This is a genomic window from Methylobacterium sp. Ger2507, from assembly GCF_055231875.1.
Genome location: NZ_JBUYVC010000001.1, coordinates 78,576 through 92,205, shown reverse-complemented (window position 1 = coordinate 92,205; position 13,630 = coordinate 78,576). Strand labels below are relative to the sequence as shown.

16 protein-coding genes are annotated in these 13,630 nt (G+C 67.7%); 11 read left to right on the top strand and 5 right to left on the bottom strand.

Annotated features, from left to right (window positions below; all coding sequences use genetic code 11):
* Window positions 1-21: 21 nt before the first annotated feature.
* Window positions 22-1,512 (bottom strand): DUF2235 domain-containing protein, encoded by a 1,491-nt coding sequence (locus ACV7NL_RS00495; RefSeq protein ID WP_463354606.1) that lies wholly within the window; start codon window positions 1,510-1,512, stop codon window positions 22-24.
* Between the two features lie 68 nt (window positions 1,513-1,580).
* Entirely contained in the window at window positions 1,581-1,754 is a 174-nt protein-coding gene (locus ACV7NL_RS00490) for a hypothetical protein (protein WP_463354605.1), read from the bottom strand.
* Window positions 1,755-1,985: 231 nt separating this feature from the next.
* On the opposite strand from ACV7NL_RS00490, the gene ACV7NL_RS00485 reads away from it, so the two are divergent.
* From ACV7NL_RS00485 to ACV7NL_RS00475, 3 genes are all read left to right on the top strand, one after another.
* The gene (locus ACV7NL_RS00485) at window positions 1,986-3,089 is read left to right on the top strand and encodes a helix-turn-helix domain-containing protein (RefSeq protein ID WP_463354604.1); all 1,104 of its coding nucleotides are present in this window, start codon (window positions 1,986-1,988) and stop codon (window positions 3,087-3,089) included.
* A 7-nt stretch (window positions 3,090-3,096) separates the two neighbouring features.
* Window positions 3,097-3,600 (top strand): hypothetical protein, encoded by a 504-nt coding sequence (locus ACV7NL_RS00480; protein ID WP_463354603.1) that lies wholly within the window; start codon window positions 3,097-3,099, stop codon window positions 3,598-3,600.
* A 294-nt stretch (window positions 3,601-3,894) separates the two neighbouring features.
* Entirely contained in the window at window positions 3,895-4,290 is a 396-nt protein-coding gene (locus ACV7NL_RS00475) for a hypothetical protein (protein WP_463354602.1), read from the top strand.
* On the opposite strand, the gene ACV7NL_RS00470 is transcribed toward ACV7NL_RS00475, so the two are convergent.
* Window positions 4,245-5,531, bottom strand: a complete 1,287-nt coding sequence (locus ACV7NL_RS00470; protein ID WP_463354601.1) for a Y-family DNA polymerase — start codon at window positions 5,529-5,531, stop codon at window positions 4,245-4,247. The genes ACV7NL_RS00475 and ACV7NL_RS00470 overlap by 46 nt on opposite strands.
* Window positions 5,528-5,956, bottom strand: a complete 429-nt coding sequence (locus ACV7NL_RS00465) for a LexA family protein (RefSeq protein WP_463354600.1) — start codon at window positions 5,954-5,956, stop codon at window positions 5,528-5,530. The genes ACV7NL_RS00470 and ACV7NL_RS00465 overlap by 4 nt, the downstream gene beginning before the upstream one ends.
* 273 nt (window positions 5,957-6,229) lie before the next feature.
* On the opposite strand from ACV7NL_RS00465, the gene ACV7NL_RS00460 reads away from it, so the two are divergent.
* From ACV7NL_RS00460 to ACV7NL_RS00445, 4 genes are all read left to right on the top strand, one after another.
* The gene (locus tag ACV7NL_RS00460) at window positions 6,230-6,901 is read left to right on the top strand and encodes a DUF2461 domain-containing protein (protein WP_463354599.1); all 672 of its coding nucleotides are present in this window, start codon (window positions 6,230-6,232) and stop codon (window positions 6,899-6,901) included.
* Between the two features lie 169 nt (window positions 6,902-7,070).
* Window positions 7,071-7,559, top strand: coding sequence for a DUF892 family protein (locus ACV7NL_RS00455; protein ID WP_463354598.1), 489 nt, complete (start codon window positions 7,071-7,073; stop codon window positions 7,557-7,559).
* 188 nt (window positions 7,560-7,747) lie between these two features.
* On the top strand, window positions 7,748-8,440 hold the full coding sequence (locus ACV7NL_RS00450; protein WP_463354597.1) for a TetR/AcrR family transcriptional regulator: 693 nt from the start codon (window positions 7,748-7,750) through the stop codon (window positions 8,438-8,440).
* Window positions 8,410-9,087, top strand: a complete 678-nt coding sequence (locus tag ACV7NL_RS00445; protein WP_463354596.1) for a DUF2461 domain-containing protein — start codon at window positions 8,410-8,412, stop codon at window positions 9,085-9,087. Before ACV7NL_RS00450 ends, ACV7NL_RS00445 begins: the two co-directional genes overlap by 31 nt.
* Before the next feature lie 33 nt (window positions 9,088-9,120).
* On the opposite strand, the gene ACV7NL_RS00440 is transcribed toward ACV7NL_RS00445, so the two are convergent.
* Window positions 9,121-9,705: a TetR/AcrR family transcriptional regulator gene (locus tag ACV7NL_RS00440; protein WP_463354595.1), complete on the bottom strand. Its 585-nt coding sequence runs from the start codon at window positions 9,703-9,705 to the stop codon at window positions 9,121-9,123.
* Between the two features lie 109 nt (window positions 9,706-9,814).
* Between ACV7NL_RS00440 and ACV7NL_RS00435 the strand changes: the two genes are divergently transcribed.
* The 4 genes from ACV7NL_RS00435 to ACV7NL_RS00420 all read left to right on the top strand — a co-directional run bounded on the left by ACV7NL_RS00435 (window position 9,815) and on the right by ACV7NL_RS00420 (window position 13,542).
* Window positions 9,815-10,603 (top strand): SDR family NAD(P)-dependent oxidoreductase, encoded by a 789-nt coding sequence (locus ACV7NL_RS00435; protein ID WP_463354594.1) that lies wholly within the window; start codon window positions 9,815-9,817, stop codon window positions 10,601-10,603.
* Between the two features lie 38 nt (window positions 10,604-10,641).
* On the top strand, window positions 10,642-11,643 hold the full coding sequence (locus ACV7NL_RS00430; protein ID WP_463354593.1) for an NADP-dependent oxidoreductase: 1,002 nt from the start codon (window positions 10,642-10,644) through the stop codon (window positions 11,641-11,643).
* A 154-nt stretch (window positions 11,644-11,797) separates the two neighbouring features.
* A complete protein-coding gene (locus tag ACV7NL_RS00425; protein WP_463354592.1) occupies window positions 11,798-12,871 on the top strand; it encodes an alkene reductase in 1,074 nt (357 codons plus the stop codon).
* Entirely contained in the window at window positions 12,871-13,542 is a 672-nt protein-coding gene (locus ACV7NL_RS00420; RefSeq protein WP_463354591.1) for a TetR/AcrR family transcriptional regulator, read from the top strand. Before ACV7NL_RS00425 ends, ACV7NL_RS00420 begins: the two co-directional genes overlap by 1 nt.
* The last annotated feature ends 88 nt before the right edge of the window (window positions 13,543-13,630 follow it).

Here is a 13,630-nt window from a genome sequence, read left to right as displayed (position 1 = left end):
GTAGGCCAGTTTAGGGGGGTGTCAGGGCTTGGTCGGAGCGGGCGGCGACGTGGCCGCATCCGAATAGGCGGTTTTGAAGTCGTCGTGCCCGGCGAGGGCCATCGGCCTGTAGGGTCCCTTGCCGTCGCACTGGGTCACCTCGGGCAGCGCGAACCGTTCCCGGACGCTTGGGTGGACCAACGCGTCCTCGGCGATCTCGCGGACCTTCACGGGCCAGCCGAGCCACCCCATGCGACGGGCCAGCCAGCCCGGCAGGATGCCGGCGATGGTATCGTGCATGCCCGCGACCTCGCAGTGCTGCATGCCGTCCGACGCCGGATGCAATTGGAGGCGTCCCGTCCCGGCCTTGCCGGGCTCCATACCGTCGACGATCAGCGGGTGGGGAATGCGGATGGCTTCGCCGACCATCCATCCCAAGGCGATGTCGGACAACCTGCTCTCGGCCTCGGGATAGCTGCCGCCTACGTCGGAGTGGTTGCCCGCGAACCACATCTGGATGAGCGGATCGGGCTCGCCCACGACCTTCTGGCGGACGCCGTCACGACTACCCCATTTCACCCGCGGGAAGTCGGCTCGGGTCTCGTCGATGGACAGGGCGTGCCTGGCGAAGCCGACGTGGCCGCTGAGAAGCTGATCGTAATTCCCGGAGCGCCACTGGGCGATGTGCCGGCGCGTCTTCCCGTTCACCGGGGAGTTCGCGATGGTCTTGACCGCAGTCGGCAGCCACCGCGAGACCACGAAAATCCCGATCACCGCGAGGGTTGCCAGGAACGGCCACCAGTAGCCGGTGCCGAACGCCAGGTCGGCCAGGACGGCGGGAACCGCGGCCACCAGCGCCGCCAGCATCGTCAGGCCGACGGCCATACCCCACCACTTGGGGCCCGTTGCCCCGAGCGAGGCCACGGTATCGAACACGCCGACAAAGTGGGGAGCCACGTTCGACGCCAGGTCGTCGCCGGACCCGTAGGTGCGCCGGAACCGCCGCGCGAGCTCGAATCGATCCTTCTCCAGGTCGCCGCCCCGGGGAGAGCCGGCCCCGTACTCGTAGACCTTCATCACCGCCTCGTCGGCGATGTCACGGGTCGCCTTGCTGAAGCGCGGAAGGTAGCCGCTGGGCGCCGTGGTGGGCACGCCGCACAGGAACAGCACGTTGGCGACGCAGCGGGCCGTGTAGGCGCCCCGGCTGAAGCCCACGAGGAAGATGCGGTCGCCCGGCTCGTAGTGGTTGAGGATGAACTCGTAGCAATCGGCGATATTCTTGGTGATGCCGAGGCCCGTCACCGAGGACAGGAGCTTCTGAAGCCGGCGATACGCCCCGGTGAAGCCCCGCGCACCCGCGTCGGTCCCGAGCCCGGCATCGTAGAACGCGACCTGCTCGCGCGGGTCGATCCCGCTGTCGGGCCCGACCCGGCAGACGCGGTAGAGCTTGTACACGTTGCTGAGGCGCTGCTCCTCCCGCAGGCCGCCTTCCTGGCCGGTGCCGTCCGAGAAGACGACGATGTTCTTGGGCATTACGCAACTCGCCTGTCGGGGCCGCTCGGGCGGCGGGCCTGGCCGATGGCCGGGTCCGCCGCGATGTCTCAGCGCTCCTTGCGGACGCCCTTGAACGGGGTGCCGTCCTTCTTGCCGTCCATGAACCGGCCGGTGTCGGTGTCCCGCTTGGTCCAGGTGTCCGTCCGGGGGTTGTGGACCTGGGAGCGGTCGCGGACCGCCCCGTTGCGGTGTCCGTCTCCGGATGGGGGGTTGGTGGCCATCGTCTTCTCCGTCGAATGCACCGGGGCGTCGCCACCGGTCCTGGGATACGTCAGGATGCATCCGCGATCCGGGGCCGCTGGCACCGGGGCGGCCGGGGGGTCCTGACGCGGAACCCCCGGTCCGAGGAAAGGAAGCGGCATAGGTACTCAACGCCGATGAAACCTCGTGGGTTTCGTTATTATCTTGCAAACTGCCTTGTTGCAAGATAGGCCGAGCGAATGGGGCACACCATGACACCAGCATCGACCGGCACCCGACTGAAGGCGTTGCGTGAGCGCCGCGGCATGTCCCAGGAGCAGCTTGCCCAGACGTTCGGGTTCAAGAACCATCAGACCGTCGCCCAGATCGAGGGCGGGCAGCGCAAGCTTTCCGCCGAGGAACTCGTGACCGCGGTGCAGGCGTTCGGCGTCGATCTGGACTATTTCACCAACCCGTTCCTGATCGTCGGGGAGGCGCGCTTCTCGTGGCGGCGACGCGCCGAGCTCGAAGCGACGGATCTCGACGCGTTCGAGAGCAAGGCCGGCGAGTGGATCGGCGCGTATCGAGAACTGTGCGTCACGACCGGACGCGGCCTCTCGCCCGTCGTGCACCGGCTGAACCTGACCCGATTCGACAGTTACGAGGCGGCCGAGGCGGCGGGCGAAGGCGTAGCGGCATTCCTGGAGCTCGGATCGGTGCCGTCCCGCGGCTTGGCCGAGGCGATGCAGGAGAAGCTATCCACGCTCGTCCTGATGGTCGACGCGCAATCCGGCATCTCCGGGGCGGCCTGCCTGGTGCGCGACCTGGGCGCCGTCCTCGTGAATCGGAACGAATCCATAGGGCGGCGCAACTTCGACCTCGCGCACGAACTTTTCCACGTCCTTACCTGGGACGCGATGCCCCCCGAGCGGATCGACGACGGCGTCGGTTCCGGCAAGATCCAGAAGCGGATCGAGACGATGGCGGAGAAGTTCGCCTCCGCCTTGCTGATGCCTCGGGAGGTGCTCTCCCGACATCACGAGGCATCGGTCGACTATGGATGGCTGAACCGGACCGCGACCGCGCTCGGCGTGACCTCCGTGGCCCTGAAGTGGCGTTTGGTGAGCCTCGGGCTGATGGATGTGGATACCGCCCGCACCTTGGATGACAGGCTGCTTTGGAACAACGGCTCGCCCAACGGGCAGGACGCCGAGGTGCCGCCGCTCTTCGGCCGCCGGTTCATGACGGTGATGGGGGCAGGCATCGAGAAGGGACAGGTCTCTGTCCGACGGGTGGCCAAGCTGCTTGCGGTGAGCATCGACGAGCTCGGGAAGCTCTTCGACGACCACGGCATCCCACGCCCTTTCGACATGTGAGGTCCCCGTGCCGGTGCACCGCGGGGTCGTCATCATGGACGCGAACTCGACCATCGAGGCGCATCGCGTCTGCGCCTGGGATGCGCTCGCGTCCCGCTACCGCCTCGTCATGGTCGACGAGTGCATCCGCGAGACCCAGACCGGCCACCAGAGGCGAGATCCCGAGCAGGCCATCGACTACGCCGTGCTGGTCGCATCGCTTGCAGAGCACCACGTCGACGATGCCGTCGCGATCATGAGGCTTCAGCTTTCCCCAGGCGGATCGTTCCTCGACGCCGGCGAGATGTCGATGTGGGCCCACGCCCTGACGCGAACGGACGACTGGCTCGTCTGCGGCCCGGACACGGCGAGCATGAAGTTCGGATACGACCGGCGGAAGCGTGACCACCTCGTGAGCCTTGGAGGGCTCCTTGCGGACATCGGGCACCGTCCGGTCCTCCCCTTGAGGGGCAACCATCAGAAGGCGTGGCTGGACGACCTGATACACAGGCTCGCCATGAGCCTGCTCTGAGGGCTGCGGACCGATTCAGGCCGCCCGGCCGGTAACGAGGGAGGCAACGAACGTGTCAGGAGCGAAGCGCTGCCGGTTCGAGCCCGGACACCTTCCCGGCGATAGCCTCGACGCCAGCCGTTCCCGCATGGCCATGCGGCCTTGGCTTTCGATGCACGGATCTCGCCCGAAGTCTCCCGTTCGCAGTGGATCGATGGCCCCCGTCGGATTCGCGGTTCACCCAAAGGCCCATACGGGTTGGACTTAAGCCTCCGCGGGGACCATGTTATTTCCATGCGAACGCCGGAGGCGGACATGTCGACCGAAGCCATCGCGGGTGAACGCATCGGAATGAACTTCCTCGACGCGTTGGTCGACGGCGATAACTCCGGCCTGTCAGAGACCATGCGGTTGCTCTCGACCCAGGTCGGCCTTGATCGTTGGGACCCGATCCTTCGAGGGGCGCTCGCAGGGGCCGTTCATTACGGGGGAACGAACCGCCGCGAAGCGAGCAAGGCGGACAGGTTGCTCCGACACCTGTTCGGTGACGAGGCATCGCCCCTCGTGGAAGACGATGCCTACGGCGACCGGATGGCGGACCGGCTCAGGGCGGACCTCGCCGACCTGGTACCTTTCGGGGCGGGCTTGCACCTTGTGCCTGTTCGTCACGCCGCCGCCACGACCGGCACCTCGTCGACCCGGGTCGTGTAGCGTGGCGAACGCATCTCGAACTTGGTCGACCAATCCCGCCTCGGGGCGAAGCCGGCAGCACCCGGAACGACCGCCCCGCGCCCGAACCGCCGATTGCAGGCATCGAGCGCCGCCATCAGCGCCGCGCCCTGCTCGCGGTCGATCTGCCCCAGCCCCGGCAAGGCCCGCTGCGAGGCCGCCAGGGGCACGAGGTCGGTGGTGACGACACCGGCCTTGGAATGGCGGAAGCCGTCCCTCCAGGTCCTGCGGACGCCGTGCAGGCATGCCTTCACCAGCACCCGGGTATCGTTCGACGCCTCGGGCAGCGTCACCACCGTCGAGACCGAACGCTGCGGCCGGTCGCGGTCGTGCTCAGACGTGTGGAAGAAGACCGTGACGTGGTCGGTCCCGAGCCGCTCCCCCCGGAGCTTCTCCCCGAGCCTGGCGGCGTGTGCGGCGACCGCCTCCTCCATGGTGGCGAGATCCTCGACGCGGTTCGAGAAGCTGCGGGTGACCGCGCAGCCCTTGCGGGTCGCGGGCAGCGTCTCAAGGTCGAGGCACGCCTCGCCCCGGAGCTCCCGCACCAGCCGCTCGCCGACCACGGTCATGGCCTTGCGGGCGACGCGGGTGTCGAGATCGCGAACGTCCGCGGCGCTGTCGCATCCGAGCGCCTCCAGGCGCCGGGTGTTGGCCGGACCCACGCCCCAGATGTCGCCCACCGGCACCCGAATGATCCAGTGGTCGTACTGCTCGGGGTCGGTCAGGTCGCAGACGCCGCCGAGCTCCGGGTTCTTCTTGGCGACATGGTTGGCGAGCTTGGCAAGCGTCTTGGTGGGGCCGATCCCGACGCAGGTCGGAATGCCCGTCCACGCCCGCACGGTCGCCCGCATGTCACGGGCGAGGTTTTCGCGATCCGACTCCCGCACGTCCGAAATGTCGAGGAAGCTCTCGTCGATGGAGTAGACCTCGATGCGGGGTGAGAAGCCCCGGTAGACGGCATTCACGCGGGCGGACATGTCCCCGTAGAGGGCGTAGTTCGAGGAGTAGACCCGCACGCCCTGGCTCCGGCACATGTCCCGGATCTTGAACCAGGGCTCGCCCATCCGGATGCCGAGCGCCTTGGCCTCGTTGGTGCGGGCGATGGCGCAGCCGTCGTTGTTCGACAGCACGATCACCGGGAGCCGGGCCAGCCGCGCGTCGAAGACGCGTTCGCAGGAGCAGTAGAAGGAATTGCCGTCGGAGAGGGCGTAGGCCCGGGTCATTCGCAGCGGCGCCGAGCGCATACGGAACCGGAGACGACGCCCCAGACCTCGACGAGTGCGTCAGGGGCCAGCCGATACTCCGGGAAGCGGGGGTTGGCGAAGTGGAGGGTGACCTTGGGTCCTTGCCGCTTCCAGACCTTGAACGAGCGCTCGCCGTCGATGTCGACCACGACGATGTCGCCGTTGCGCGGGGTCAGGGAGCGGTCGACGACGGCGAGGTCTCCGTCGAACAGGCGTGCCAGGATCATGCTGTCGCCGGCCACCCGAACCAGGAAGGTCGCCGGGCGATTGACGATCAGCAGCCGCTGCAGGTCAATCTCCTCCTCGACGAAGTCGTCGGCGGGGCTCGGGAAGCCGGCGCGCACCGGCGTGCCGAGGATGGGGACCGGCATGGGTAAGCCGATGCCGACGTCGTAGACCTGCATGCCCGCGCTCCGTTTATCCTTCGGAACAAAAGAAGAACACATCGGGTGGGTTCCGCACAAGCGGTCACGCTTGCGACGACGCACTTGGGGGACAACCTGTGGACAACGACAGATGGCGCTTGCCACGCTCGACGAGCCTCGACCCGTCAGGCGGCTGCGGGTTCGTGGAACCCAGCGTTTGCGACCCCAAGAGGAATATCGACGGCGACCTCGCGCCCACCCCTCGATAATCGTACGATCTCGTCCTATTTGTGGGTCGAGGAGCATCGCGCCATGATCGAGAAACACACCTTTGATTTCCTGAAGGGCATCGCGGCCCACAACGACAAGGAGTGGTTCGAGGACCACCGGGACGACTACGAGCGGGCCAAGGCCAACCTCGCCGACGTGGCGGGGCGCCTGATCGGCGCGGCCTCCCGCTTCGACCCCAAGGTCGCGAAGGCCAACACCGAGCCGACGAGGTGCGTCACGCGCATCAATCGGGACATGCGCTTCGCCAAGGGAAAGCCGCCGTACAAGACCAACCTGTTCGTGATGCTCAACAGCGTCGGCGACTACCAGGGGTCGGCGTCCTACTACCTGCACGTCGAGCCGGGCGGCTGCTACGCGGGCGGCGGCATCTTCACGACCGAGCCGAAGGCGCTTGACAACATCCGCAAGCGGATCGCCGCCTCGGTGCCGAAGTGGACCGGCGTCGTCGAGTCCCGCGAGATGAAGGCGATGTTCCCCGACGGCCTGACGAGCCCAGGCGAACTCAAGCGTGCCCCCCAGGGTTACGACCCTGACCACCCGGCCATCGAGTACCTGCGCATGAAGGGGTTCTGCGCCAACCGGAAGCTGACGAACAGGCAGCTTCAGGACGACGACGCCCTGGACGTGGTCGTCGGGACCTTCGAGGCGGCACAGCCCCTGGTGGGCTACCTCAACGACGCCATCGCCGGCTGACGGGCCGGCCAACCGCACGGAAAATCCGGAACCGCCCAGGAACCATGGGCCGAACCGCGACTTCTCATAATAGTACGATGTCGTCCTATTATTTTGACGGCATCGTCCCAGCCCCCGACCGGCCCGTAGGCGTAACGGTCGACAGCCCCCGAACAGACAGGCAATCCGAATGTCCCGCGACACGATCAAGACTTGGTACATAGCCGGCCTGCAGGCCTACCGCTCGGCCTCCGAGCAGGGCAAGGAAGCCGCCTCGCAGGCCGAGGGGCAGTTCACGAACCCCGAGCTCAAGAAGCTTGCCGGCGAGGGAGCCGCGCTGAGCGGTCGCCAGCATCAGGCGATGATCGACTTCCTCAAGGAGCTCGACACCCAGCCGAACGACTTCAAGGACCGCATCCAGGCCGGCATCGCCGAGGGGACCGAGATGTCCGTGAAGGCATCGACGGACGACGATTCCCGCGACGTCGCCATCAGCTTCGGTGCCCGGGCCGGCCTGACCTACGTCGTCGTCGCGTTCGCGAACCATGCCATCTACGCAAAGGCGCTGGACCTGCCGAAGCAGGCCGAGGCGTTCTTGGGGCTCAGCCAGGAGAGCAAGGCGCTCGACGAGCGCTACGCCAAGGCCGAGGAGGCCGCGGTCGGCAAGCTCGCCGCCTAGCCGGACGGCGTCAGGGATCACGGGGCCGCAAGCCTCGTGATGACGGCGACCGACCGGCGCTCCGCCCCCTCGCGCAGGTCGGTCGCCGCTCACCAAGATGAGTGGACGGCACCCTGGAACGACTTGGCTCGACCGTTCGAAGGCACCACCTTCGATGCATGCGTTCCCCACAGAAATCGGTTCCCGTCTTGGATCAGGCCAGCAAGCGTTCCCCTTCCAAGCCGCCGTCGGATCGCCCCCGGCGTGGACGCCCCCGCGCCGACCAGGCCGGACAGGTCGAGGCGCGCATCATCGCGGCCGCCTCGTCCCTGTTCCTGGAGCAGGGGTTCGGGCGGACAACGCTCGATCAGGTCGCCGAGGCCGCGCACGCGGGCAAGACGACCCTGTACGGGCGCTTCCCGACCAAGGAGGCGCTCTTCTCGGCGGTGGTGCTGCGCTACGTCGACGAGTTGCAGGCCCGGATGGCCATCGTCCCGACCAGCGGGACCGTGAAGGAGCGCCTCGTCCAGGTCGGCATCGCGCTCGCCGACCTGACGCTGGCCGAGGAAAGCATCGCCCTGATGCGTCTCACGCTCGCCGAGGCGAAGGCCTTTCCCGAACTCGGTCGCGAGGGATTCCGGATCGGTTTCGGCGGCTGCGTCCGCTGCATCGCCGAATGCCTGACGAGGGACGGCTCCGACGCGGCGGTGGCGGAGGCCACCCCCATGGCGGCGCGCTTCGTCGAGATGGCGCTCCACCCGCTGTACATGCACGCCTTCTCCGGTGCGGACCTCGCCGGGCTGCGCGAGCGCGCGACCCGGGACGTGCCCGAGGTCGCCGAGATCCTTCTAGGCCGGAGACCCGACCCGTCATGCTCGCCCCCGAGACCCTCGGCTTCCTGAGAAAGCTCGACCGGAACAACACAAAGGAGTGGTTCGACAAGCACCGGGACGCCTACGAGGCCGCCCATGCCGACCTGCTCGCCGCCGTGGGCACCCTGCGCGATCACGCGGACCGCTACGACCCCCGGGTCGCCGAGGCCAACCCGGACCTGGGCAAGTGCCTGACGCGCATCCGCCGCGACCCGCGCTTCTCCAGGGGCAAGCCGCCCTTCAAGACCGACTTCTTCCTGATGTTGAATCCCACGGGCGACCGGCAGGGGACGGCGGGCTTCTTCCTGCACGTCGAACCCGGCAACTGCTACGCCGGGGCCAGCTACTTCTTGACCCAGCCCGAGCCGCTGGGGCGGATACGGGACCGGTTCGTCTCCCGGTTCGAGGCTTGGCGGGACATCGCGGAGGGTAAGGAGGTCAGGCGGGTCTTCCCGCAAGGCGTCGAGAGCCCGTCCACCCTGAAGCGCGCGCCACGTGGGTACGACCCTGACCACCCGGCCGCCGATTACCTCCGGATGAAGGGGTTCGGCCTGCACCACCGGATCGCGGACAAGGACCTTGAGGGCGATGGGGGTCTCGACATCGTCCTCGACGCGTTGAAGGCGGCACGCCCCTTCCTGGAGTTCATCAACACGGCCATCGCCGGACGGACCTGAACAGGCATCCGAGCTCGCCCAGCCGCAGGGACCTCACGACCTGCGGGTTGCGTCGGTTCGGGCGCCTGCCCCGCCGTCCTCGTCGGCCAGCCAAGCCCGGGTTTCCCGGAGGATCTCGTCCGATAGCGCCGGATCGTCCGCGGCACGGGCCAGGATCAGGGCGCCGATCATGGCCGCATAGGTCCCGACGGCCTCGCGACGCCGATCCGCGCCGACGCCGTCGGGGAGGGCCTCGGCCAAGCGGTCGATCTGGGTCCTGATGCCCACCGTCATGGCCGACCGCGCCGGCGGTGGCCGGTGACGGATATCTGCGGCCAGCGCTGCCATGGGGCATCCGTCCGCGGCGCCGTCCCGGTGGGCAGGCGAGAGATACCGCGCGAGGAACTCGCCCAGGTCGCCGCCCCGGCCCGACGTCTCGGTCGTGGCGTGGGTGATGGCATGGGCCATCAGGTCCTCCTTCGAGGAGAAGTGGCCGTAGAAGCCGCCGTGTGTGAGCCCCGCGGCCTTCATCACCTCCGCGACCCCGACCGCCTCGAAGCCCTTCTCCCGAAACAGGCGGCTGGCCTCGGACAGGATTCGGCGGCGGTTCTCCCGCATCTGATCCTGGGTGACGCGCATTCCAATTTTTCTCCTTCGATGCCGTTGACACTTATATGACCGCGATCATATTAAGTTTCAATCATGATAGCGATCATGAATGATGACGCACCATCGGAGCGCGAGCGCCATGTCGACCAAACCCACCGTCCTCGTCACCGGCGCCTCGACCGGGATCGGCGCGACCTATGCCGACCGCTTCGCTAAGCGCGGGCACGACCTCGTGCTGGTCGCCCGCGACAAGGCCCGGCTGGAGACCCTTGCCGAACGCCTGCGTCGGGAAACTGGCATCGCCGTCGACGTCCTGCAGGCGGACCTCACGGAACGGGACCAACTCGGGACGGTCGAGGCGCGCCTTCGCGAGGACGACCGCATCGGCATCCTCGTCAACAACGCCGGGGCGAACGTCGGCGGCGCCTTCGTCGATCAGGCGACGGACGACATTGAACGGCTCGTGGCTTTGAACACCACGGCGGTGATGCGCCTCGCCAGCGCCGTCGCCCCTCGTTTCGCGAAGGCCGGCGAAGGCGCCATCGTCAACATCGGATCGGTGGTCGGCTTGGCCCCCGAGTTCTCCATGTCGGTCTACGGCGCGACCAAGGCCTTCGTCCTGTTCCTGTCGCAGGGCCTCAGCCAGGAGTTGGCGGGCAAGGACGTCTACGTCCAGGCCGTGCTGCCGGCGGCCACCGACACGGAGATCTGGAGTCGTTCTGGCGTGGATGCCGCCTCGCTGCCACCGATGATGGAGGTCGGCGAGCTCGTCGATGCCGCCCTGGCCGGTTTCGACCGCCGCGAGCCCGTGACGATCCCGCCGCTCCACGACGCCGGGCAATGGGACGCCTTCCAGACCGCGCGGCAGGCGATGATCCCGGGCTTCGCCCAGGTACACGCCGCTCCGCGCTACGCCTCGGCCTCCTGAATCGTACAGCTCCTAAAAAATTCGGAGACCGCAGGCCCGTGAAGGCGTTCATCCTCGACCGGTACAAGAAGAAGCAGCTGCTCCGCCTGGGTGAGATGCCGGAGCCCGCGCTGGGCCACGGCGACGTCCTGGTCGAGATCGCGGCGGCGGGGCTCAACGTCCTCGACGCCAAGATCCGCAACGGCGAGTTCAAGCTCCTCCTGCCGTACAAGCCGCCCTTCGTCCTGGGTCATGACCTCGCCGGGACCGTGATCGGGATCGGGTCGGGCGTCGGCCGCTTCAAGGTCGGCGACGAGGTCTACTCCCGGCCGCGCGACGGTCGCATCGGTACGCTGGCCGAGCGCATCGCAGTCGACGAGGCCGACCTCGCGCTCAAGCCAAGGAATATCTCGATGGCCGAGGCGGCCTCGATCCCGCTGGTCGGCCTGACGGCATGGCAGGCCCTGGTCGAGGTGGCCAAGGTCAGGAAGGGCGACAAGGTGCTGATCCATGCCGGCTCCGGCGGCGTCGGCACGTTCGCCATCCAACTCGCCAAGCATCTCGGTGCCACGGTCGCGACCACCGCGAGCGCCGGGAACGCCGACCTCGTTAGGAGCCTCGGGGCGGATATCGTCGTCGACTACAGGCGCCAGGACTTCGAGAAGGTGCTGTCGGGCTACGACGTCGTCCTGAACAGCCTCGACGGGGACACACTCCGGAAGTCGTTGGACGTCCTCAGGCCAGGCGGAAGGCTGATCTCGATCTCCGGCCCGCCGGACCCGGCCTTCGCCAAGGCACAGGGCCTGAACGCTTTCCTCGCGCTGGTCATGCGGCTGCTCAGCCTCGGCATCCGTCGCAAGGCCAAGGCGCGTGGCATCGATTACGCGTTCCTGTTCATGCGGGCGAACGGGACGCAGTTGGCGGAAGTCGCTGCGCTGGTCGAGGCGGGGACCATCCGCTCGGTCCTGGACCGGGTGGTCCCGTTCGCGTCATCGGACGCCGCCCTGACCGAGCTTGAGGCCGGAAGGTCCAAGGGCAAGGTCGTCGTGGAGATCCGATGAGGAGACGGCATTACAGCTACACGCCATCCAGGGCCCGCTCCGAGAAATGTCAGGGCCGGCGCGTGACCTGATCGGAACAACTCGACCCGCTTCCCGTTTGACATCACAATGGACGATATCGTCCATATTGTGCGGCCAGACGGATTTTGGAACCATGCCTACCCTTTACGACCCTATCCGACTCGGCAGCATCGCCTGTCGGAACCGCGTGTTCATGGCACCCCTGACCCGGGGGCGCGGCACGCACACCCACATCCCGACCGACCTCATGGTGGAGCATTATCGCCAGCGCGCGCACGCCGGCGTCATCTTCTCCGAGGCGACCGGCATCTGCCAGCAGGGCCTGGGCGTGCCCTACGCACCGGGCATCTGGAACGAGGAGCAGATGGATGGCTGGCGGAAGGTGACGAGCGCCGTCCACGAGGCGGGCGGCAAGATCGTCCTCCAGCTCTGGCACATGGGCCGCGTCGTCCATTCCTCGTTCATGGGCGGCGCCCAGCCGGTGTCGGCGTCCGCGACCACCGCCCCGGGACATGGCCACACCTACCACGGCAACGAGGAGTACGAGACGGCGCGCGCGCTCGGGACCGACGAGATCGCCGGCATCGTGGGACAGTACGCCCGGGCGGCGCGCAACGGCATGGAGGTCGGCTTCGACGGCGTCCAGATTCATGCCGCGAACGGCTACCTGATCGACCAGTTCCTGCGGAACTACTCCAACTTCCGCAAGGACCAATATGGCGGTAGCGTCGAGAACCGCATCCGCTTCCTGTCGGAGGTCACGGAAGCCGTCGTGAACGCCGTCGGTGCCGAGCAGGTGGGGGTGCGCCTGTCGCCCAACGGCGAGATCCTGGGCGTCAACGACACGGACCCCGTACCCCTGTTCTCCGCCGCCGCCCGACGCCTGGGCGAGATCGGCGTCGCCTACCTCGAAGTGCGAGAGGCGCCCGAGGGCAGGTTCATGCTGTCGTCCGACACCGACCAGGTCCATCCGTCGATGCGGAGCGCCTTCGGAGGCACCTTCGTCATGAACAGCGACTTCGACGGGGAGCGGGCGGAAAGGGTCGTATCCGAGGGCGAGGCCGACGCCGTCTCCTTCGGGCGCCTGTTCATCTCGAACCCGAACCTTCCAAAGGTCCTGCACGAGGGCAGGACGCCCGATCCGGGCAATCCGAAGACCTACTACACGCTAGGCGCCGAGGGTTACACGGACTATCCGGAGACCTGATGGCACCCGCTCGCTCCCGCACGCAACCGCTGAAGGATCCGGCCCCGACTCAGTCGCGGCGGGGGCGCCCGCCGATCCACGAGGCCGGTCAGGCCGAGGAGCGCGTGCTGGAGGCGGCCACGGCCCTGTTCCTCGAACAGGGTTTCGGTCGCACCACGCTCGATCAGGTCGCCGCCCGGGCCCAGGTCGGTAAGTCCTCGCTCTACGGCCGGCACCCCGACAAGGAGGCGCTGTTCGGCGCCGTGGTCCATCATTCCATCCTGACGATGTTCGCGGAGATGGCGGCCTTGCCCGAGCATGGCGAAGTGGCGGACCGTCTTCTCGGAGTCGGCGTCGCCCTGGCCGAGAGCATGCTCGTTCCGCGCTGCGTCGCGCTGATGCGCATCACCGCGGCCGAGGCGGCGACGCTGCCCGATCTCGCCCGCATGGCCTATCGCGTGAGCTTCGAGGGCGCGGTCAAATCCGTCCGTGCCGTACTCGACCGCGAGCCCGGCCTCGCATCCGACGACAGTGAGGCCGCTGCGGTCCGCTTCGTCGAGGTCGCGCTGCAGCCCATCGCGTTCCAGGCCGCGTTCGGCGGCGACGTCGGGACGCTGCGCGAGCGCTGCCCGGTCGACGTCGCGGACGCCGTCCTGCTGCTGCGGGCCAAGGGCCTCCTTCCCACCCGATAAGGCTCGCCGCTCCGGAACATCCGGCGGGCAAGCACATTGCCCCATGCAATGGACGAAATCGTCCGTTTATGTCCGTTTCCACCGACAC

Excerpts from the sequence above, each read along its gene's own strand:
- ACV7NL_RS00425 (WP_463354592.1), top strand. The coding sequence starts at position 11,798 with ATGCCTACCCTTTACGACCCTATCCGACTCGGCAGCATCGCCTGTCGG.
- ACV7NL_RS00435 (WP_463354594.1), top strand. The coding sequence starts at position 9,815 with ATGTCGACCAAACCCACCGTCCTCGTCACCGGCGCCTCGACCGGGATC.
- ACV7NL_RS00445 (WP_463354596.1), top strand. The coding sequence starts at position 8,410 with ATGCTCGCCCCCGAGACCCTCGGCTTCCTGAGAAAGCTCGACCGGAAC.
- ACV7NL_RS00470 (WP_463354601.1), bottom strand. The coding sequence starts at position 5,531 with ATGACCCGGGCCTACGCCCTCTCCGACGGCAATTCCTTCTACTGCTCC.
- ACV7NL_RS00495 (WP_463354606.1), bottom strand. The coding sequence starts at position 1,512 with ATGCCCAAGAACATCGTCGTCTTCTCGGACGGCACCGGCCAGGAAGGC.
- ACV7NL_RS00465 (WP_463354600.1), bottom strand. The coding sequence starts at position 5,956 with ATGCAGGTCTACGACGTCGGCATCGGCTTACCCATGCCGGTCCCCATC.
- ACV7NL_RS00420 (WP_463354591.1), top strand. The coding sequence starts at position 12,871 with ATGGCACCCGCTCGCTCCCGCACGCAACCGCTGAAGGATCCGGCCCCG.
- ACV7NL_RS00475 (WP_463354602.1), top strand. The coding sequence starts at position 3,895 with ATGTCGACCGAAGCCATCGCGGGTGAACGCATCGGAATGAACTTCCTC.
- ACV7NL_RS00455 (WP_463354598.1), top strand. The coding sequence starts at position 7,071 with ATGTCCCGCGACACGATCAAGACTTGGTACATAGCCGGCCTGCAGGCC.
- ACV7NL_RS00460 (WP_463354599.1), top strand. The coding sequence starts at position 6,230 with ATGATCGAGAAACACACCTTTGATTTCCTGAAGGGCATCGCGGCCCAC.
- ACV7NL_RS00440 (WP_463354595.1), bottom strand. The coding sequence starts at position 9,705 with ATGCGCGTCACCCAGGATCAGATGCGGGAGAACCGCCGCCGAATCCTG.
- ACV7NL_RS00490 (WP_463354605.1), bottom strand. The coding sequence starts at position 1,754 with ATGGCCACCAACCCCCCATCCGGAGACGGACACCGCAACGGGGCGGTC.
- ACV7NL_RS00485 (WP_463354604.1), top strand. The coding sequence starts at position 1,986 with ATGACACCAGCATCGACCGGCACCCGACTGAAGGCGTTGCGTGAGCGC.